This is a genomic window from Oceanobacillus arenosus, from assembly GCF_003369575.1.
GTDB lineage: Bacteria > Bacillota > Bacilli > Bacillales > Amphibacillaceae > Oceanobacillus > Oceanobacillus arenosus.
Genome location: NZ_PIOC01000019.1, coordinates 91,734 through 112,861, shown reverse-complemented (window position 1 = coordinate 112,861; position 21,128 = coordinate 91,734). Strand labels below are relative to the sequence as shown.

The window sequence follows — 21,128 nt, the reverse complement described above, 5'->3', positions numbered from 1 at the left end:
ATTATTGTTGTACTCGGATTCTATTGTGGAGTTATTGTCATATCTTCTTTGTTTTTTAATGTAACTTTTTTGGCCTTACGTTTCATTTTTTCTTTTCTTTTGGAAGAGGTTAAATACGTAATAATTAAACTAATTAAGATTAGTAGAATAAAGTATGATACCATAACTGCACTTGCTAAATGGCCATTCTCATTCATTCTTCGAAGCATATAAATTCGAATCGTCTCATATCTTCCACCAATTAATAAATTCGTTAGAACGAACTCTCCGAAAAAGCTAGAGAAGATTAATAAAGTAGTGATTAATAAGCCCAATTTAATGTTTGGCAAAATAATTCTAATAAATGCCGTTAGTTTATTAGCGCCGAGAATTTCTGCAGCTTCTATCAAACTTTTGGTTTGGATACTTTCTAAGCTGTTTCGAACACCTTGGTACATAAAAGGAAGGGAGCCGATAAATAATCCTCCAACGAGCACTGCATACATTGGGATGGATGAGCCGGAATACATTCTTAACAATCCAGTTGCTAAAATAACTCCTGGAATGGCATATGGCATTAGTACAAGACCTTTCATAAAAGAATCTACCTTAGGAAAGTACATGTACACTAGAAATACCGTTGGAACCATTACTACTAAAACTACGGCCAATGTAGTTAGTGTCAGTGTAATCGACCTCAGTACAGCCGAATTAAAATTTGGATCTTGTATTAGTTCAACAAACCATTGAAAGGTAAAATCAGTAGGTAAAATAGTTTTGGACCAGTCGGTTGACATTGCATACAGCGTTGTTGATACAAACGGGAAAATCATATATAAGGAAAAGATGGTGAGAATTGCGTAGGAACTATAATTTTTCTTTTTTGTTTTCATACTAGGTCTCTCCTAACACGCTTAAGCAGCATTTGTGATACTATTAGAATCAAAATCATAATGATCGCAAAAATAACCGCTAACGTACTACCAATTATCGGACGTGCGTAAATATCACCAGATACTAAAGCCGCAATACGAATAGTCACTAGATTAATATTACTACCAGTTAATGCGTATGCTGTTTCATAAGTACCCATACCATTTGCAAACATAATGACAAACGTTCCTGCAATACTCGGCATAATGCTTGGTAACCCAACTTTTCTCCAATATCTCCAGTTCGAAGCACCTAACATGAAGGCAGCTTCTTTCCATTCTTTTCTTATTTTTTTCAGAGAAGGATAAATAAAGAGAATTCCAAGAGGTATTTGAAAATACAAGTATGTGATCGCTAAACCTTGCCAAGAGTATAGATTGAAATTGCTAAGCAGTGGAAGGTCTAAATTTTCAAAGAAAATACGGAATACTCCTGAATTTCCAAGCAAAATAATAAATGCAAATGCTAATGGAACCCCTGCAAAGTTTGCTGCAACATTAATATAAACCGTTAATTTATCTTGAATTTTCTCAGGTAAATTCGTCATTGCATAGGATACGATAATTGCCAAGACTAGCCCGACAACACTTGAAATAATTGATATCATTCCGCTATTTAAAAATGCTTGATAATAAAATGGATTCGTTAAAACTTCTTGATAGTTTTCTAAAGTAAAAGCACCGGTCGTTTCACTTGTAAAACTAGATGTTATCATCAAGATCATCGGAACTATTAGAAACATAGCAGATAGTAGGAAAAAGGGAATTAGTAAAAGGATGCTTTTATTCCATTGTTTGCGTTTCATACGATTCCCCTTCGTTTTTCAAATATTGCCAATCTATTTCTTGCATTTTCTCACCTTTCTCAATTCCAAGCAGATAGCAAACAAGTGGTGCTAGTTGTAGTTGTGCCACTTCTTTTGATCCAATATGAGGTTCTAGTTGATCTGAGAAGATAAACAATGGAACTTCTCGATGTTCAGGAAGCGTACCACCATGATTTCCAAAGTCATCCATACCATGATCAGAAGTGACAACTACTTGATACCCCATCTGTAACCACATTGGGATATAAACACCTAAAATTGTATCAATCCGATTTACAGCACGACGATATTCAATGGAATTTCCTGTATATTTATGGCCTTGATCATCGATATTCATAGAATGTACATACATAAAATCCGGTTGATACGTTGCGATTAAATGATGTGCATCTTGAAATAAGTGAGAATCTGGATAGGTATCATCCGAATAAAAAATACCATGTTGAATATTTTTTGTTTCATCATGCTGGATTCGATCTTCAAGCATTGAAAATGGTGCACGGTTATATAGTTCACTTACCCAGTGATAGGCTGCCGCAGCAGTTGTCTTTCCAGCTTCTTTTGCTAAAGAAAAAATGCTTTGTTCTTTTGATCGTTGTACGGAATAATTCGTAAATATTCCATTCTCATATGTTGGAACACCTGTAAGCAGCACCTCATACAAAGGTCGTGAATTACTTGGTGTTTCCGATAAAACTTTAAATCTACTTGCTAATTTCTTCTCAACGAAATGATTTAAAAATCCTAATTGCTGGATGGCAATGTCATAACGACAGCCATCCAACGTAATCATAATTACTTTTTTATTGGGCATTTACTAACACCTCTTGTTGCCATAATTGTGGTAATTCGATTGCAGTTTCATCCCATGCAGCATGGTCTTCAACTTGTTTGACATTTTGATAAGCTTCATCTGGTAACAATTTTGCTTTTACTTCTTCTGGCAATTCTACATCTCTAATTGGACGTGCATATCCTTCTGCTAAATTAATTTGACCTTCATCAGATAAAATATATTCTCTTGCTAACTTAGCAGCATTTGGATGTGGAGCATTTTTATTAATAACGGTTGTATATCCACTCATTACGGATCCATCAGCAGGAATGGTAACTTCAAAACGTTCGGTGTCTATCTGGTCACGATAATTCAATCCGTTAAAATCCCAAACAATAGCTACATCAATTTCGCCTTTTTCTAGATTTGCAATGCTTGCATCAGCCGAAGTCAAACGTCCATTTTTTGCAATCTCTTTAAAATAATCAATACCAGGTTGGATATTTGTTTCATTACCACCATTTGCCATTGCAGCAGCTAATACACCAAATTGTGCTTGCGTTGCTTTCATTACATCCCCTGTGGAAACAGAATAATCTCCATTTGCAAGTTCATCCCAAGAAGTTGGAGCTTTATCAACATTTTGCTTGTCCGTAATAAAAGCAATCGTTCCTGTGTAACTTATTAACCAATTACCTTCATCATCTTTTGCCCAATCAGGTATTTCATCCCAATAGGAAGTTTTATATGGTAAGGTCAACCCTTTTTCTTTTGCTAATGGTCCAAAGTTAATTCCAACATCCCCAATATCAGCTGTACCGTTTTCTCCCTCTGTTTCAAACTTTGCTAACTCTTCTGCACTGGACATATCTGTATCTGTTTGTGTAATACCATACTCTGCTTCGATTTCATCCCAGGTCCCTACCCAGTTCGCCCATGAGTCTGGCATACCGACACTAGCAATCTCACCTTCTCCTTTTGCTTTTTCAACAATAGTATCTAGTGAATCATTTACATCTGCTGTTGATGTTTCTGCTGCATCCTTACCGCACCCAGCTAATACTACAGATAATGAGATAATACCTATTCCTATCACTTTTTTAACTTTATTTAGTTTCATTTTAAATCTCCTTAAAGTTATTTTTGTTTTTATAGCTAACAACATTCATTCTTCTTTATTAAACAGAGACTATTTCAAACTATTTTTCTTGCACCTCCGAGGTAGAAAATTATTAACTTCAGTTTTATCTTAATCAAACATATCTATTTTTGTTTCGTGTTTGTTTTTTGTGGTTTTTATGTTTGATTACACTAATAAATTTATCAAACAAATATTAAGTGGATATTAATCTAGAGTAAATGTTTTGTAAATCTTATTTTTAGCGAAATAATGATGAAGTATAAAAGATTAATATAGTTCATAAAAAAACACCTCTCTTTTGTTCTTTCATAACAACAATCGAAATGAAAGTGTAAAAGGCGATGTTTTGGGTTGGTTTATTTTTTCCTTTTGTTAAATAGTACCGATTTTTAAGATTTGGCAATGCGAGCAAATATGTTTTCCATCCAGTTTCATAGGGAAATCTTTCAATAAATACTTTGCGATTTTGATGTTTAAGCAGAATCAAGCAGTTCTGTTCCTGGAGCCTTGGAAGATGTGGCTAAGAGGTAGTAATTAAAGGCTGCTTTCGTAAATTTTGTTGCTTTTGGGCAGTTTTTTCAGAAAGGAAAACGCTAATTTGGTAAATTCATTTACCTATCCGCGTTTTCCTTTCTGAAAATGTCACGCTAATGCGTGACAAGGCAAGCATCCGCTTGCCTAACTGCCCGAAAGCAAAGAGCAACAATACTTGAGAAAAGAGCCTAATTAAAATAGCCAAGTGTTAATATGATTCAATCTCTAAGTTAACAATAAAGCCTGCCTCTATTGTTAAAATTGCCTTCTACTCGGACAGGCTGTTCGATAATAGCACTAATATCGATTTCTAATTGGCTAAAAGCCTTTAATATTGCCCTAAATTACAAATGATTTTTCATTATACTTCCGTTTCCAAGTCTAAGTCTAAAAAATTGCTAACTTTTTTTACATAATCAGTAAGTGGATATGCTTTGTATAGACGGCTAGACAATCGGATGGGGTCTCCAAAAAAGTACCTTTCATATTGGGTTTGTCTCGTTCCAAATGAACTCATTGTCAGATCCCAGGCTAACCTAAATATTTTCACTCGATCCTCTGCGTTCTTGGTTGCTGCTTGAAGATACTGATCGAGATCGGCTCGAATAGGTGAATTAAATGAATTTTCAGTAGGCAGACCAACCAGTCCGCTAGCCCCAATTAATTGAATAATTTCGGTAAAGCGAGGATAAATTTTAGGGAAGAGGCTATTGGCAACCTGAAGCGGAACTATATCCGGCAGCATTGTTCCCCACTGGTCCAATGCTGCATCATTTTCAGACTTTTCCAGTAGTGCTTTCATTGTTTCAAGTCCAATGATGATCTCTGACAGCTTTTCTTGAATATGTTGATACTCGCTCACGTTAATAGTCTGTACAAGAAGCTCAGCCAGACCTAAAATGAATTCCGTTTTGGCAATTTGTCTAGTCACGGCTTGATGGGCCGTAAAAATGTGAAAAGAACTTTGTAATGAGAAATCTGCGGCTGCCAGAGCATTGTCATAGTAGAATACTCGATTCCACGGAACTAATACATTGTCGAATACAAGGATCGTATCCATTTCCTCGAATCGAGAGCTTAAGGGGTGATTAAAACGAGAATCTCCACCAACAAATGACTCTCTGCAAATAAATTTTAAACCCTTCGTATCTGATGGAATGGAAAAAGCAAAAGCTTCATCTTCATCCAGCAAAAATTTAGGAGTACTAAAAACTAATACTTCGTCGGTTAATCCGCCTTGAGTAGCTAAGAGGCGTGCGCCTTTAATTACGATTCCTTCTTCATTTCGATCAATCACCCGGGCAGCAATAGGTTCTTCTTCAGAGGATTCTAAATATGAGTCCGAACGATTAACTTGGGGTGAGACAAATGTATGGGTGAATGAAAGGTCTTTTTCCATCGCCAATTCATATAAGGATTGGATATTTTCTGGAAAACAATTAACTCTTCCTCTTAATAAGGGAGAAGAAGAGGCGAAACTCATTATAGCGGTATTGAGGTAATCGGGACTCCTTCCGATCAAACCACCTGTTTGTCTAGCCCAGTGCTCACTTGCCTTTCGTCTTTTTATTAAGTCATCCTTCGTTTTGGGTTGCAAGAAGGAAAGCCCAACAGGATCCCCCGTTTCTGGTGAATGGAAAGTCATCTCATCTTTAATTTCAGGATCATGCTGCATATTATATAGGGAAGCCTTTGTCTGAAGGATTCCTTTGAATGCATGGTGCTCAGAGATTTTCCCCTCAATCTTTTTTCCATCCAGCCAAATTTCGGTATCCAGCTGATTTAAGCGTTTAATAAAATCCGTCCCATTAATAGCTCCCATAATAACACTCCCATATCCATTTACTTTAATAATGCAGCGTTATTTCTACTGTACTATTATATTAGATTGGGTGTTTGCCTGTTACACCATTTATCATTGGAATGGTCCACGGGGAGTTCACTTAAACCAAGCTAGCCAAAATCTTCTCCCTAGGCAAAACACCAACAAGCTTATCATTCAATACAATCGCAAGCGGATACCGACTATTGATCGTTTGTTCAAGCAAGTCTTGGATATACACATTTGGCGCGACCGAATCATAGTCATCCTTCATGATATGTTTCATTTCTTTACCTGTCTCGAGCGCGACCAATGCATCATCAAGTGAAATAATCCCTTGTACTTCTTTTTCTTGATTAATCACATAGCTTGTCGCAAGTCCATTTATCTGTAATTTATCGATTATGATACGCATGCTATCTTCCACATAAACGTTAGCATTGGGCTCCATCATGATATGACCTGCTTGAATAATTTTTGAACGATCAATGTCTTTTATAAATGCTTGGATATACGTATTTGCGGGATTTTTAAGAATATCTAAGGGTGTGCTGATTTGCTCGAATTGCCCATCTTTCATTACGGCAACACGATTACCCAGCTTAAAGGCTTCGTTCACATCATGTGTGATAAAAATAATTGTTTTCTTTAACTTTCGCTGTAATTCTAATAGTTCCAGCTGCATTTCGCGGCGATTTAACGGGTCGAGTGCACTAAATGGTTCATCCATTAATAAGATATCTGGATCATTCGCAAGCGCCCTTGCTAGTCCAACACGCTGCTGCATGCCCCCACTTAGCTCATCTGGATATTTATCCTCCCAGCCCTTTAATCCCACTGCCTCGATACTTCTTTGAATAATTTCCTCTTGCTCTTTTGACGGAACTTTTCGAATTTCTAAACCATAGCCAACATTTTCTGACACCGTACGATGACTGAATAAGCCGAAATTCTGAAATACCATCGCAATTTTATTTTGTCTAAATTCCTGTAGCTCACGCGAATTATATTTCGTAATATCCTCACCATCTACCAAGATGCTTCCAGCAGTTGGCTCATTCAACAAATTAATACAGCGAATTAACGTCGACTTTCCACTCCCGGAAAGCCCCATAATCACAAATAATTCGCCCTCTTCCACCTCGAAGGAAACATTACGAACACCGACTGTGTGGCCTGTCTTTTTAAAAAACTCCTCTTTTGAAAGACCTGTCTCCAGTTGGTGAAGATTTTTTGTCGGATGAGAACCAAATATTTTAGATACGTTTTTCATTTTTAATTTCGATGTCACCCTATTTATGCCCCTTTCCGGTCCTACTTTGCGTACTTTCAGAAATAGCTAGTGTTAACCGGTCAATGATAATTGCGATAAATACGATACTAATTCCTGCTTCAAATCCCTTCGCAACATCAATTCGATTTAAAGCTGATAACACTTCCAAACCAAGCCCTTCCACACCGACCATAGAGGCAACGACAACCATTGCGAGTGCCATCATCGTTGTCTGGTTCACACCAGTCATGATTGTTGGCAGTGCTTGCGGAATCTGTACCTTTCTCAGTAACTGCCATTTCGACGGACCAAATGATAAAGCCGCCTCGACCACTTCTTTCGGTACCCCACGAATCGCCAAATTTGTCAGACGCATAATTGGTGGCAGCGCATAAATAATCGTAGAAAGCACACCAGGAACAAGTCCTAAGCCGAAGAAAAAGATTCCTGGAATAAGATAAACAAAAGACGGCATTGTTTGCATCGCATCAAGCAACGGTTTACTAAAGGTTTCAAACCGATTACTAGAAGCCATGATAATCCCAAGGGGAATCCCAATAATGATGGTAATAACCACACTTGCAATGACAATTGTTAATGTATACATTGTCGCTTCCCACAATCCAAACATACCGATTAAAAATAGAAAGGCACTATAAATAATGCCCGAGCCAACGGATTTATATTGGCAAGCGAGTAAGAAAACAACCAAAATAAAATACCACCAAGGAACCCATATGAGAAAGTCATTCAAATTAACAAACACCCATAAAAGCCCCGATTTAATCACATCAAAAAATCCTGCCCAATGAACCGTTAGCCAGTTAACAAGCATATCAATATAATTTCCGATATGGAAATTTAATTTTTCCGGAAATTCAAACATCCGTAAACCTTCCCCCCACTCTTTCTTACTTATAAAGCCAATGCTGCTTTTACTTTTTCAGCAATGTCTTCTGGAAGCCATTCTGTCCAAATTTCTTCATAATTTTCTAGGAACCATAAAGCAGCTTCCTTTGGAGTTGCATCATTTTCCTCCATATAAAGCAGCGCTTCACCGGTTATTACACTCGAAGTTTCATAGTTACTTAGAAATTCAGCAATTTCTGGTGCCCGCTCTGGGAATGATACATTTGCTGCAATTAAAGCAGGATTTTCAGGGAATTCCGTACCAAAGTTTTCATTATAAATCGCTTCATCAAAAGGAGGTTCTTCGAGAAGCGTCATATCGTACTTGGCCATAGCCCATGTTGGTGACCACTGATAACCTACCCATGGCTCATAATTCATAAATGCTCTGGCAATCGATGCAGTAACTGCTCCTGCAGATCCAGGTGTGAAGTAATTATAAGATTCACTTAGACCATATGTTTTAACTTTTCTCTCCAAAACATCATGGATAACCGTTCCACTTGGCGCGCCAATGATTACACCTTTGGATGGGTCTTCAGGATCTTGAAATAATTCGGGGTACTTTTTCAAATCATCCACAGTTACCAAATCAGGTGCCATCGGTTCGATTCCGTTCTCAGGATCACCCTCAATAACATATGTTGGTACATAAAACCCTTGATCATCGGTTACAAGATTCGTCGAAAGCTGGACAACTTCACCAGCAGCTACCGCCTCCAAATACGGTTTCTCCATGTTGTTGTACCAAAGTTCCATATAAACATCAATTTCACCAGTCCTGAGTCCTGTAAATGTCGCAATAGAAGAACCGTTTATAAAGGTAACGGGATAATCATAGCCATTTTCAATAATGAATGCTGCGATATAATTATGTACTTGCATACTATCCCATCCACCATCGGCAATGGTAATCACTTGTTTTTCTGAAGCTTTTGTTTCGTCTTCTGAAACATTGCTATATATTCCTAATCCAATTAATAGAATAAGCATAAAAGACCAAATAATTTTCCATTTTCTTACCATCTTCTCTCCCCTTTCTATGGTAAGTATATACTTTTTGGGTTTTTATTCAATTTTTTGATATTGTGGTTTGGAGTTTGGAGTTTGGGATAATCGGAAGGAAGAATGGAGTGTTTGCTTGACTTTAATTTTTGGTAGTTGGAATGAATTTTATAAGAGTAGGTAGAATGAATTTGATTAAATATAAAAATAGTCACTAGTATCACTTAAAAATATTAGTATATAACTGGTTAATGTGAACATTCTGTCTAACACATTGCTTTACTATACAAGGGAACCTGGTACCTTATCTAAAAAATGCTCTCTGCTGCACATCGTATGCAACAAAGAGCTATTTCTGAAATTTTGACTATATTATTCGATGAAGGACGGTCCCTCCTAGCAACTACAATTGATCTTTTAATTTCTTGATTTTTTTAACATCCATATGCGTGACTTCCACTATAAGATCGATGCTCAACCCTTTTTTTAACATTTCTATTGCAACTTCTTTTCTCCCAATCTCTTTCCCCTTCTCTTCATACGAAATCGGGATTTCCATAATCTTCTCTGCCTCCGGTAATTTTTCAACTTCTGCCATTAGTTGTTCCTCCTCTTCTTTTGTAAGTTTTAAGTAAGTTTCGAAATAGCCATATATTATGCGCTGTTTTGCCGGGTCCAGTTGCATTCTGGTTATCATACGCAGAAACTCTTTCTTAACCTGCACCTTTTCGTCTTCCGTGTAACCCATTTGACTCATAAAGGCAGCTGCTGCTGCGGGATTATCTGAGTGAATATATTCGCGCCAATTCTTTTTACGCAGATGAAGTGTCATGTAGTTGAATGTAAGGACATGGAAAAAGGGAAATTCCATTGTGTATTGACTCTTTTCCCAATTTTCCCTGTATGTAAAAACAGCTATCGGTACAATCGGTTTTTGATATTTATTATACAACATACTAAAATAATGATACATGCGCTCATGAAAGTCATCCTGTTTATAACTTTGTGGCTCCACATGAATAATTACAACAACTTCTGTATTCTTTAGTGTTGTCTCTATAACAATATCAAGTCGACGCGTCTTACCTTTCAGTACATTCGTATACACTTCTTCAGATAGTGGCTTAATTGCGTGAAAATCGATGTTGTCATGAACATTCGGAAAAAATGCTTCAAGAAATTCTTTAAAGAATGTGTTAATGAGTTCTTTGCTTAATTGGTCATGTCCAGTGTAGGTAGATTTTGTGGAATCTTCTTTAATTAGTAGGGTTATTGCTGCCATTCCATCATATCCTTGGAGGTTTTTGAGGAGTTATTCTTGGGGTGAATGTTCTGACAATAATATAGCATGATTATATTTGGTGAGGCAAAGGTTTTAAATATTTTGTATGCGTTGGATGACTAAATTTGGCATCTGTCACACTATGCTACTAATTTCAGTTCCAACTGCATTACTACTGTCTATGATATGGTTCACCATTAAAACTGGCTACAGTATATCAGTCCCCCACTTCTCTAAAAGGTTCATGCTTTACTATACTTGGGGGGCAGGAAGCTTTTGGGTCAAGAAACCTGTCCCCTCGGACCCCCGGTCTCTGTTTGTCTATGCATAACGATGCAGTTCATCCTGCAAGTGAATAATTTCATTTCGAATAGTTGGATACTCATTTATTTCCGGTATTTCTATTCGTTTGGGTGCCCGTTTTCGATTTGCTGCATTGGCCATGGTTTCAAAAGCAAGCAGCAATTGAGCAAGTTTGTCGTCCGAAAGCTCAGGTCGCTTCTGAGAATCCTTAGCGCATTCGTCCATCAAATATTCGAGCTCTCCCATCGAAAACACAACGGGCCAATAGTATTCGAGTGCTTTTCGATTGACTGGCAGCTCACCCGAAGCTGTATTATACAACGTTTTCAAGTTGCTTAAATTGGTCTTCATTTTAGACCGTTCCCTGCTATTACTTGCATCGAAGTCCTCTCCTTGATTTGAAAATAAAACGTGGAGAAACTGCGCTTGACTTCGAATGGTTTTCCCCATCATATGTGGGATTCTGCTGGAAGCTGATGTTCTTCCAATCAGAAGAACACCAACTAATCCAATCGCGGTACCGATGATAACATCAATCAGTCTGGCTTGGGCAAAATAAGTGAAATTGAAGATCTCCTGGCTCGTACTTTCCGCCATCAACAGCGCATTCGGTGTAAAGAATAGCGCAGCCAATCCATAATTCTTCACGATAAATAGTTCCGTAATAAACGTTAGTAACAAGATAAACACAGCAACCATCAACCCCGATGGATGAAAAGCAAGAATCACACTAGCAATAAGAATTCCTACTATGGTGCCAATGGAACGTTGAATGGAACGATGATAGGTTGCAATCACGGTTGAGCCTGCCATCACAGCAACACAGGACAATGGCACCCAATAAGATCTTTCAAACTCTAGTTCAAAAGCAAAAATGGCTGCAGCCATTGTTACCAACCCAAAACGAAGCGCTGTAAGAAAGACAATGGAATTCTTATCGAATGCACCCATAAATACCATCTTTAGTGATGGTTTTGAAATACGGATTACTTTATTAATTTTCGTTGTCGGTTCATTTAGGACTGCATCGGCATTATAAATTTTTTCAAGCAGCTGTTTAGAAGGCAAACTCAGTTCTTCCGGCTGTAAAATTCTATCTGGCATCTTTGGCGGCTGTTTCTTCTTCTCCAAAGATTGAGCCAGCAGCCGTACGGAACTTCCAATCTCCCTCGGAAGTTTTTCTTTTTGATCTGAGAAGTTTTCAACAATGAAATGAAACATCATATTCGCATGATCATTCATGACATATAACCGGTTAAAGAAATCCGTCGTCCGCCAAGGTATATGTCCTGCTGTAAGCGTTGCTTCTGATTCATTTAATACAGACATTACTTTGTGTTTGTGTTCACGAAAGCCTTCTGTGCCAACAGAATCAATTAGCGAAGCAAGTTCCATATATACCCGTTTTACGACCCCTGTCTCTGGCCCATGAGGATCAGCAAACCAGCCGAGCATCGCAATCACCCATGACAGCGCACCGCCTAAAAAGACAAGTCCCCCTCTCAGCAAGGCTTCATCAGGGTTAACCGGCATTCCTGAGGTCATCAAAAACACGAGTACAAAAAAGATGGCAGAAGGACCCGCTATCTTTAAAGCACCAAATATGAAAATAGCCGCAGCTCCAATAAGGCCCATTAAAATGGCAACGGCCAGCGGATATGGTGCCGCCAATGTCCCCAGTACCGTTACAAGCGTCATCCCAAGGACTACCAAGAAGATTTTCTTTGCTCTTTGTGCATAAGGAGTATTAAATACATAAAGATAGGAGAATCCCCCTAGTGTCGCAATCAGACCGTACTGAAAGTTTCCCAGCAAAAGTCCAATCATTACTGGCAAGGCTGCTGCGAGTCCAGCACAAAATGCCTTTACCCATGGAAAAGGTTTGCTGTTCACTTGCAGGGCTTGCTTGATAATTGATGGTGACTTTCTGGAAGAAGTTTCCTTTTGATCCTGTAGTATTTCTTTCATGGTTAACGCTTCCTTCTAAAAGATATTTAACTTGATTTATTCTTCCACTTAAGATTTATTATACCAGACTTATTCATAATTAATGTACAAGGTCCAGGGGGAAAGGTTCATCGTCCCGTAGTTTACTCCCCACAATTCGGAAAGTGAACCTGTTCCAAGCAGTCCTCTTATAACTGTTCTTGTAAATTAAAAATTTCCTCCGAATCCAAATGTGTAACGTAACAATCCTAGTTAGTCTGCTAGTCGTTGGGTCAATAGATCAATTATAAAAATTCTGTACTTCTTAATTAGAAATTTACGTGTAACCAGCTTCTTCGTCCAAAACTGCAGCAGACATATTAGATTCAAAAATATTACCAAGCGTTAAGGGAAATATTTGGGTGTATTATTTTGTAAAACATAGAATTCATGCTGTGAATAGCAATATTAAGATAAGCCGGTATATTATTTTTCTATTATTTTAATAAAAGGGATTGTTTTATTATTTATTGTAACCTATAATACAAATAATATTCTGAATATTAAAAGGGGTGATTTTTTGTTTAATCAAATTGTAGATACTATTAACAGCTGGCTTTGGAGTCCTGTATTGGTAGGTTTCATTGTAGTAACTGGTTTGTATTTTAGTTTTCGCACTAGATTCTTGCAGATTCGCCATTTTAAGCAAATGGTTAAACTAGTAACTACCGGGAAGGGTTCCGATGCAGGGGTTTCTCCATTCCAGGCATTAGCGATATCTTTATCGGGTCGAATTGGTGTAGGTAATATCGCTGGAACCGCAACAGGCATTGCTTTTGGAGGACCTGGTGCCGTATTTTGGATGTGGGTCATTACCTTTATCGGTGCAGCATCAGCTTTCGTAGAGTCGACTCTTGCTCAGATCTATAAGGAAAAGCAAGATGGTCAGTATCGCGGGGGGCCTGCATTCTACATTGAAAAAGGACTTGGCTGGAAATGGTTTGCCGTCGTTTTCGCAGGCGCAACTCTGCTTGCTATGTCTTTCTTAATGCCAGGTATACAGGCAAATGCAATAGGAGATAGTGTGCATAACGCTTTTGGTCTTGATACAACAATCACTGGTCTAATTCTTATCGTACTTGTTGGTTTTACTATCTTTGGTGGTGTTAAGCGTATTGCTAAAGTTGCAGAATTGGTCGTTCCTTTCATGGCAGCTGCTTATGTGTTGCTTGCACTTGTAATCGTAGGAAGTAATTTTGTAGATATTCCAGCTGTATTTGCGTTAATTTTTAAAAGCGCTTTCGGAGCAGAAGAATTATTTGGTGGTATTATCGGTTCAGCAATTATGTGGGGGGTAAAGCGTGGTCTATATGCCAATGAAGCCGGTCAGGGTACAGGTGCTCACCCAGCAGCAGCGGCGGAAGTATCCCACCCCGTTAAACAAGGGCTTGTGCAATCGTTTTCTATTTATTTGGATGTATTCTTAGTTGTAACAGCAACAGCATTTATGATTTTATTTACAACTTCATACAATGTAATTGATGAAAGTACTGAGCAAACAATTACCGAAAACCTTCCCGGAGTTCAACCAGGTCCTGGTTACACTCAAGCAGCAGTTGATACAATCATTCCAGGGTTCGGTTCAGGATTTATTGCTATTGCTATATTCCTCTTTGCCTTTACGACCATTTATGCTTATTACTATATCGCAGAGACAAACCTTGCCTATCTAGTACGTGGCAGATTCAGGAATCTTGCTTTCTTTTTACTAAAACTACTCCTTTTATTCTCTATTTTCCTTGGATCTGTAAGTACTTCAACAGCAGCATGGGCACTAGGGGATATTGGACTTGGAATTATGGTTTGGCTGAACTTAATTGCAATTCTATTGTTATTTAAACCAGCGAATATCGCCTTAAAGGATTACGAAGAGCAGCTTAAGCAAGGTAAAGATCCAGAATTCAACTCATCGAAACACGGAATTAAGAATGCTGATTTCTGGGAAAATGGTTATGAAAGTCCTGATAAAAAGGAAATTGATAAGATATCATAATTTGAACTTCTATCCATGTGTGGTTCCTTTGGATAGTTAGTTTCTTTAGGAAAGCAAAGCATCAGCTTTAGCGGTAAAGGGTTCCATTTTGTGGCGCATATTAAATGACGTATGAATTGCATACGTCATTTTTTCTATTATATCTATGCTTAATGGTTAAATTAGGCGATTCTGGCACCGGAATATCTCACTTCTTTTTTGATGATAATAGATATTGTACATAGAAAAACCGGTATCAATTGATACGTCACTTACGCTGTCATTTTAGAGAAAGTAACGTTATTTATTTTACACAAAAAGGATCTCTATTAAGAGACCCTGGTCAATTTTCTTATTAAACTAAATGGTGCTTAGTTGAGTAAGAAAGATACGCTTATTATACAATTGTGCCGTTCAATGGGGCGCACCAGCGATGCTTTGACCTACCTTATGTAGCAGAAGAGCTGTTAATTTACCTTTAAAATAATCTTTCCGATATTTTTGTTGTTCTCCATATGTTCGTGTGCTTGTTGGGCTTCATTTAAAGAGAATATACGATCAACAATTGGTCGAAGCTTGTTATTAGCAAAAAGTTCCAGAGTTTTAGAGTAAAATTCTGTTGTGAGTGCTGTTTTGTACTCATCACTTCTTGGAGTGAGTAAGGTTCCGGTTAGTTGAACCCGTTTTCCGATGACATCCATTAAATTGAATTTTTCTATTTCCGCGCCACCTAAAATTCCAATCAACACCCAACGACCGTCTACTTTTATACTGGCAAGGTTTTTATTCCAATAGGAAGCTCCAATGAAATCAAGAATCAAATCGACCCCTTGATTTTTGGTTGCATTCAGCACTTCCTCGTCAATACTCTGTTCTTTATAATTTATACAAACATCTGCACCTAGAGACTCACAAAAATCTAACTTTTCATTGGATCCTGCTGTTGTAATTACATTCGCTTTTCCGATTTGTTTGGCAAGCTGAATCGCTGCTGTTCCGACTCCACTGCCGCCAGCATGAATCAACACGCTTTCATTTGGCCGTAATTGACCTATCCAAAATAACGTTTGATAAGCTGTCAAAAATACTTCTGGAATAGCAGCAGCTTCTTCAAATGAAAGATTTTCTGGAATCTCCATCCCTCTTTCATCCGGCATGACAGCGTATTCCGCATAACCACCGCCATTCACAAGTCCCATAACGCGTGTGCCAACTGCTGTTTTTGCACCCGGGCCAGCTTCTTCAACAACCCCGGCAACTTCGACACCTAATATAGGATTGTTCAAGTAACCAGAACTGCTTTCCCTATTAATGATATCTGTTCGATTAACAGCTGCTGCCTCTACTTTAATTAGTAATTCCCCATCCTTAGGAGTTGGTTTTCCATGTTCTACAAATTGTAATTGTTTCGCTCCGCCTGGTTGTTTAACAGTGATTACTTTCACCTATGGACCTCCTTTTAATTTGTGGCTCTTCTATAGCCTTTCGGAAAATTATTTTAATAACCATAACGTATAATCTGAAGATATTCCAAAGAAATGTCTTTAACTTTGAACTTCAACTCTCCCGGTAGTACAATAACTATAGTTTTATCTTCTTGAAGTAAAGCACCATTTAGTTTAAGTAGAGTATTTTACAATTATAAATAATCCCAACAATAACCCCATCCTAAATAGAATAATTTTTCTATCCCTTAGAATTGTAATCAAATGCAAATTACCTTCATCTACTTGATGAAGGTTGGGTTCTACACTGCTTATTTTATTTTTAGATGGTACCACTTTCAAAATAGATTGAAGTAATCCGGGAAAATTGAAACGATCATATATTTTAGTTGCAATATATTTTGTACGATCGAATAAAAAAGTAATCACCATTTTGGTTTAGCTTCTAAGTAATCCATTTAGTAACAGGTTATGAAAAGAAGTAACTGCACTCAAATTCCCTTAAATACTAGCTTGCCTGTAGGATATTGTTTTCTGAACGTTTCTTTTTTCCATGAAGTACATAGTACAAAAAGATACTCGCAAATACGACCACTGCCAAAGTTAGATACAATCCACGAAAACCAACTATAGGGATAATAAATCCTAATAGAAAAGGACCAATCCCTACCCCTGAATCCATAAATATGAAAAAAGTTGAGGTCGCAAGTCCAACTCGGTGCCGTGGTGATTCCTTTATGGCAATTGCTTGACAACAAGAATTCATCGTTCCAAATCCAAGGCCAATTAGTGCTCCTGCTAAAAGGAGAGTGAACCCTTGGTTGGCTTGACTAAGAGAAACTAATCCTATCGCAAATAATATCAATGCTGGATACATAACAATGTTATCTCCTTTTTTATCTAATAACCGTCCTGTAAATGGTCTTGAAATCAAGATGAAGACAGCATATACAATAAAGAAGAAACCTGCAGTATCTATTAAATCAATTTCTTTTGCATAGGAATTAATAAATGACAGGATACCTGAGTAAGCAAAACCCATAATGCCAATAATGATGGAGATAGGAATAGCCTTTATTTCGAAAAAGTCTTTCAACTTAAAACCCTTCATCGCATCAAGCTGTTCTTTTGTGATGTCTCCTTCAGGGATATGCACAAATAATAAGATAATAGTACTTATGAGAGAGAAAAGTGTACAGACTACAAATATCACCGTAAAACTTCCTTGTTGGCTGATATAAAGACCTAAGAAAGGTCCAACTGCCATTGCAAGGGCTATACTTAATGAAAAATAGCTTATTCCTTCTCCTCGACGTGCATTCGGAATAATATCCATGACAACTGTGGTTATAGCTGTGGTAAACACCCCAAACGCTGCTCCATGAACAAAACGAATAAACAATAATACGTTCATGTTTTCTACTATAAAATATAACAACATCACAATCAAAAATAAAAATAATCCGCCATAAAGCATCTTTTTACGTCCAATGATCTCAATATATTTCCCAGCAAAAAGACGTGAAACTAGTGCACCCACTACAAATATACTAGACGCAAGACCCGCCATGCTTTGTGAAGCATTAAATTCTTCAACCGCATACACGGTTAAAGTCGTTATTAATAAATAAAAGGTTAAACCAACAAAAAAAGTTGATGCGGACATGATGATAAAATCTTTTGTCCATAGTTTTGATTTATTCATCTTTTTGCTCCTATTTTATTATTTTTGTGTTGGGTTGTATTTTTATACCGTTTTGGCTAGACTTCCTGAAAAAATTCAATAAAGTTCATCTCAAAAACCCATTTATTGAAAACAATTTTCCATGTAACTATATACCTTGATTTTCTAAAATACAAATAATTTAATCTACTCCAGTAGTTAAGTACAAACCTGCACAATCTCCTCTAGATTTTATTATACCAACTGATTCTTCATAAAATTTACAACGACTCTTCAACAGGAATGCTGCCCCTTTAGTCATTCATGTAGCGTAGGACCAACGCTACACCACAGAGAATGAAAATTGATACAACAGTCTATACTGTTTCTACGGCTGACGAAGAAGGTCTATGTACTATGGTGCCAGAGAGCCCATCCTTTAGTCTGACTCCAACGATCACGGTGTACCACCGACTGTCGCGCCCAATATGGGTAGCACTCATGGGAGATTAATCCTTATTTTGGTCGTTGCGTCAGCCAATACTATACATTTTTAGAAGGAAGGTTATCGATTACTTGTCAACTCCATAACGAACACTCAGATGGCTCAGCCTTTTTTTAAAAGCGTTTTTACTGGGTCAATTTTGTTATGCCTTTTTCTGGATTTTGAGCTTTTTTATTTTCATGGGAGTACAATAACTTCTACATAAAATAGCGTTAATCCTTCTAGAATTAACGCACCACACAATTTAATTACAGTAAGTAAATTAAAGCGTAGAAAAAATTGTCCACTAGCTGTCATGATTCGTTCTGGGCGTACTATTCCAGTAATCTTTTGAATAGTTGGTTTGTAAATGAGGCAATCCCCGCAACTGCAGCTTTGGAATAAAATTTGATTATAAACATCTCCCATACCTGGATCTACAATAAATATAAAGACTCCATTTTGAAAAAAGATTGATCAAAATGGGGTCTTATCGAAAAGAATTAAGTTTTACTTTTATAAAATGTTAAACCAGCCAATGTCTAGGTATGCTTAGTGATGGCGGCAATTTAGTATGAATATCGCCATTAGCCGAGTTTACTTGTACCTGAGTAAGAAAGATACTACCTTTTAGATTAGCACCTCTTAAATCAGCGTCTCTCAAGTCAGCACCAATAAGGTCTGTTTCTCTTAAGTCTGAATCTCGAAGGTCAGAGGCAATAAGTAGAGCTCCTCTCAAATTGACTCCTCTAAGGTTTGCACCTCTTAAATTCGCACCGATTAGGTCTCGACCCCTATTTATTTTTCTCTTTCCCATATTTCTATGATTTTTCTTACTCTTTACTTTTGTTAGGACTAGTTCACTGGTTTTTTTAAGTAAACCATTAACCTTGTCTCGATGGCTTGGTACATCGAGGGCTAAGATAGAATCTGGGCTTAAATAAGTGAGATGTTCGGTTTCTTGAAATGCCTGCACTAAATCCTTATAGATAGATCTGGCATCTTCTAAACTAAGAGCCTCATTTAAGTAATAAAGCATTTCGTGAAGCTGTTGCATAATTGGATATACAGAAAACATTTCCTTCGCTGTTTCTGGACTTTTTCGCCAATCATTTCCATTGTATGTCACTTTGGAAACCTTTTGACCTGCCCCAAAACAATCATATACCGTACATCCTCGAAAGCCATTTATTCTTAGGTTTTTATGAATTCCACAACGATAATCTGTCTGTAAATTTCTACAAGGAATCCCTTCTCCTTTATCAAAAGCAAAATCTGAAGAGGCAGCAAATGATAAAGCTACACAACATAAACCAAAACAATTTTCGCAATCAGCACTTAAATATTGATCAGTCAATACTCACACGCCCTTTTTACAAAGATTCAAGATATTAAAAACAAATAACTGGGGAATTTCTTAGTTTTTATCCTCCGCATTCATTTACATTACTTATCCTTTTGATTCAACTGATTATTACTATTCTAGGGTTAATGGAATAAATCCTTCTTAAAGCTTATTAAAGTATACTGCCCCGTTAGCTGAATAATATATTTATTTTGTAGTTAGTCTTAGCCAGATTTTGTTCCAATAACAACTGTTGCATCCAATTCTTCATCTCTAACTATTTGGGTAATTAGTCCAGAATTAATAAAGATTTCAAAAGTTTTTGTACCCTGCATTTCGCTCGTCTCTATCAATAGATGTCCCCCAGAAACAAGCCAGTGGGGGGCCTTTTCCGCCATCATACGATGGAAATCTAACCCATCCTTTCCTCCGTCAAGTGCCACTTTTGGTTCATATAATCGTGCTTCTCGTGGAAGGAGTTTTACTGAGTCAGTAGGAACGTAAGGTGCGTTAGCCACTATTATGTTCACTTGACATCTCAATGAATGGGGTAATACATCATATAAGTCACCTTGATAAACGTGACCACCAATCTTAGTTATGTTACGCGAAGCACATCGTACAGCAACGGGATCAATATCAACGGAGTGTAATAAAATCTTTTTAATGTCGGTTGCTATTGCAGCACCAACAGCACCAGACCCGCAACATAAATCCAAAACAATATCATATGGGCGGGTTAAGACTTTTGCTTGCTGAACCAGAAACTCCGTACGTGGACGAGGTATGAAAACTCCCCGTTCGACTTCTATTCGTAGACCACAAAAATTTGTAAACCCAAGCACGTATTCAAGCGGAAAACCACTTACTCGTTTTTCTACCATATTCATTAATTCCTCTATGCTTCTAGCCTCAGAGATAAGTAAAAGTGTTTCTTCTTCAGCGAAGACAGCCCCCTCACTCCGTAGTCTGTTGATTATGCTTTTCTCAGTTTTATTATCTAAAAATAAATTGATTTTCTGTCTTATTAATCTCATCCCTTCCCTAATCACAGTTATTTATATTTTTATTCTATAAATAATATCAATGTCCTTCTTCAACTAACCCAATAGTTCAGTATCCATAAACAGATAATAACATAATGCGTAACACTTTAATTGTAAATTTCTGAAATTAGCAAAAAGAAAAAGACCATCATTTGATGATCTTACTTGTTTAACTATTGCACCATTTAGTTTAAGTGAAAAATATCACAAATGTATTTAATAATAAAAAAAGCTGGAACAGAACTAGCTTCATATAAAGGGAGCGGCGAATTTGGATGAACTCAAACTTACTTCCCCCTTTTTTTGCCATTAAGATTCTTTTATTTGTACGCTAACTAACAAGATGTCATAATTTTATTTTACAGGCTTTTTCATTTCAATGGAGAGTTTTGTCTCCACCTCTAC

15 protein-coding genes are annotated in these 21,128 nt (G+C 37.3%); 1 reads left to right on the top strand and 14 read right to left on the bottom strand.

Going from position 1 to position 21,128, the window contains the following annotated elements; all coding sequences use genetic code 11:
- Window positions 1–20: 20 nt before the first annotated feature.
- The 10 genes from CWR48_RS13670 to CWR48_RS13620 all read right to left on the bottom strand — a co-directional run bounded on the left by CWR48_RS13670 (window position 21) and on the right by CWR48_RS13620 (window position 12,750).
- Window positions 21–872, bottom strand: coding sequence for an ABC transporter permease (locus CWR48_RS13670; protein ID WP_115773807.1), 852 nt, complete (start codon window positions 870–872; stop codon window positions 21–23).
- Window positions 869–1,717: an ABC transporter permease gene (locus CWR48_RS13665; protein ID WP_115773806.1), complete on the bottom strand. Its 849-nt coding sequence runs from the start codon at window positions 1,715–1,717 to the stop codon at window positions 869–871. The genes CWR48_RS13670 and CWR48_RS13665 overlap by 4 nt, the downstream gene beginning before the upstream one ends.
- Window positions 1,695–2,552, bottom strand: coding sequence for an alkaline phosphatase family protein (locus tag CWR48_RS13660; protein ID WP_115773805.1), 858 nt, complete (start codon window positions 2,550–2,552; stop codon window positions 1,695–1,697). Before CWR48_RS13660 ends, CWR48_RS13665 begins: the two co-directional genes overlap by 23 nt.
- Complete coding sequence (locus CWR48_RS13655; protein ID WP_115773804.1) at window positions 2,542–3,633, bottom strand: ABC transporter substrate-binding protein; 1,092 nt, start codon at window positions 3,631–3,633, stop codon at window positions 2,542–2,544. The genes CWR48_RS13660 and CWR48_RS13655 overlap by 11 nt, the downstream gene beginning before the upstream one ends.
- Before the next feature lie 916 nt (window positions 3,634–4,549).
- The gene (hpaB, locus tag CWR48_RS13645; protein WP_115773802.1) at window positions 4,550–6,010 is read right to left on the bottom strand and encodes a 4-hydroxyphenylacetate 3-monooxygenase, oxygenase component; all 1,461 of its coding nucleotides are present in this window, start codon (window positions 6,008–6,010) and stop codon (window positions 4,550–4,552) included.
- Between the two features lie 121 nt (window positions 6,011–6,131).
- The gene (locus CWR48_RS13640) at window positions 6,132–7,301 is read right to left on the bottom strand and encodes a quaternary amine ABC transporter ATP-binding protein (RefSeq protein WP_115773801.1); all 1,170 of its coding nucleotides are present in this window, start codon (window positions 7,299–7,301) and stop codon (window positions 6,132–6,134) included.
- 1 nt (window position 7,302) lies between these two features.
- Complete coding sequence (locus tag CWR48_RS13635) at window positions 7,303–8,169, bottom strand: ABC transporter permease (RefSeq protein ID WP_115773800.1); 867 nt, start codon at window positions 8,167–8,169, stop codon at window positions 7,303–7,305.
- A 29-nt stretch (window positions 8,170–8,198) separates the two neighbouring features.
- Window positions 8,199–9,218 carry an ABC transporter substrate-binding protein gene (locus CWR48_RS13630; protein ID WP_115773799.1) on the bottom strand — a complete coding sequence of 340 codons (1,020 nt, stop codon included), beginning with the start codon at window positions 9,216–9,218 and terminating at the stop codon, window positions 8,199–8,201.
- 382 nt (window positions 9,219–9,600) lie between these two features.
- Entirely contained in the window at window positions 9,601–10,479 is an 879-nt protein-coding gene (locus CWR48_RS13625) for an RpnC/YadD family protein (protein ID WP_115773798.1), read from the bottom strand.
- A gap of 321 nt (window positions 10,480–10,800) precedes the next feature.
- Window positions 10,801–12,750, bottom strand: a complete 1,950-nt coding sequence (locus CWR48_RS13620) for an FUSC family protein (protein WP_115773797.1) — start codon at window positions 12,748–12,750, stop codon at window positions 10,801–10,803.
- 538 nt (window positions 12,751–13,288) lie between these two features.
- On the opposite strand from CWR48_RS13620, the gene CWR48_RS13615 reads away from it, so the two are divergent.
- On the top strand, window positions 13,289–14,761 hold the full coding sequence (locus tag CWR48_RS13615) for an alanine/glycine:cation symporter family protein (RefSeq protein ID WP_115773796.1): 1,473 nt from the start codon (window positions 13,289–13,291) through the stop codon (window positions 14,759–14,761).
- Between the two features lie 446 nt (window positions 14,762–15,207).
- On the opposite strand, the gene CWR48_RS13610 is transcribed toward CWR48_RS13615, so the two are convergent.
- The 4 genes from CWR48_RS13610 to CWR48_RS13590 all read right to left on the bottom strand — a co-directional run bounded on the left by CWR48_RS13610 (window position 15,208) and on the right by CWR48_RS13590 (window position 20,714).
- Complete coding sequence (locus tag CWR48_RS13610; RefSeq protein WP_115773795.1) at window positions 15,208–16,185, bottom strand: NAD(P)H-quinone oxidoreductase; 978 nt, start codon at window positions 16,183–16,185, stop codon at window positions 15,208–15,210.
- A 508-nt stretch (window positions 16,186–16,693) separates the two neighbouring features.
- A complete protein-coding gene (locus CWR48_RS13600) occupies window positions 16,694–17,890 on the bottom strand; it encodes an MFS transporter (protein WP_115773793.1) in 1,197 nt (398 codons plus the stop codon).
- A gap of 968 nt (window positions 17,891–18,858) precedes the next feature.
- Window positions 18,859–19,689 carry a pentapeptide repeat-containing protein gene (locus tag CWR48_RS13595; RefSeq protein ID WP_115773792.1) on the bottom strand — a complete coding sequence of 277 codons (831 nt, stop codon included), beginning with the start codon at window positions 19,687–19,689 and terminating at the stop codon, window positions 18,859–18,861.
- Window positions 19,690–19,901: 212 nt separating this feature from the next.
- A complete protein-coding gene (locus tag CWR48_RS13590; protein WP_115773791.1) occupies window positions 19,902–20,714 on the bottom strand; it encodes a putative protein N(5)-glutamine methyltransferase in 813 nt (270 codons plus the stop codon).
- Between the last annotated feature and the right edge of the window lie 414 nt (window positions 20,715–21,128).

Coding starts and splice junctions, on each gene's coding strand:
- CWR48_RS13630 (WP_115773799.1), bottom strand. CDS start 9,218: ATGGTAAGAAAATGGAAAATTATTTGGTCTTTTATGCTTATTCTATTA.
- CWR48_RS13625 (WP_115773798.1), bottom strand. CDS start 10,479: ATGGCAGCAATAACCCTACTAATTAAAGAAGATTCCACAAAATCTACC.
- CWR48_RS13600 (WP_115773793.1), bottom strand. CDS start 17,890: ATGAATAAATCAAAACTATGGACAAAAGATTTTATCATCATGTCCGCA.
- CWR48_RS13635 (WP_115773800.1), bottom strand. CDS start 8,169: ATGTTTGAATTTCCGGAAAAATTAAATTTCCATATCGGAAATTATATT.
- CWR48_RS13655 (WP_115773804.1), bottom strand. CDS start 3,633: ATGAAACTAAATAAAGTTAAAAAAGTGATAGGAATAGGTATTATCTCA.
- CWR48_RS13670 (WP_115773807.1), bottom strand. CDS start 872: ATGAAAACAAAAAAGAAAAATTATAGTTCCTACGCAATTCTCACCATC.
- CWR48_RS13665 (WP_115773806.1), bottom strand. CDS start 1,717: ATGAAACGCAAACAATGGAATAAAAGCATCCTTTTACTAATTCCCTTT.
- hpaB (WP_115773802.1), bottom strand. CDS start 6,010: ATGGGAGCTATTAATGGGACGGATTTTATTAAACGCTTAAATCAGCTG.
- CWR48_RS13660 (WP_115773805.1), bottom strand. CDS start 2,552: ATGCCCAATAAAAAAGTAATTATGATTACGTTGGATGGCTGTCGTTAT.
- CWR48_RS13620 (WP_115773797.1), bottom strand. CDS start 12,750: ATGAAAGAAATACTACAGGATCAAAAGGAAACTTCTTCCAGAAAGTCA.
- CWR48_RS13590 (WP_115773791.1), bottom strand. CDS start 20,714: ATGAGATTAATAAGACAGAAAATCAATTTATTTTTAGATAATAAAACT.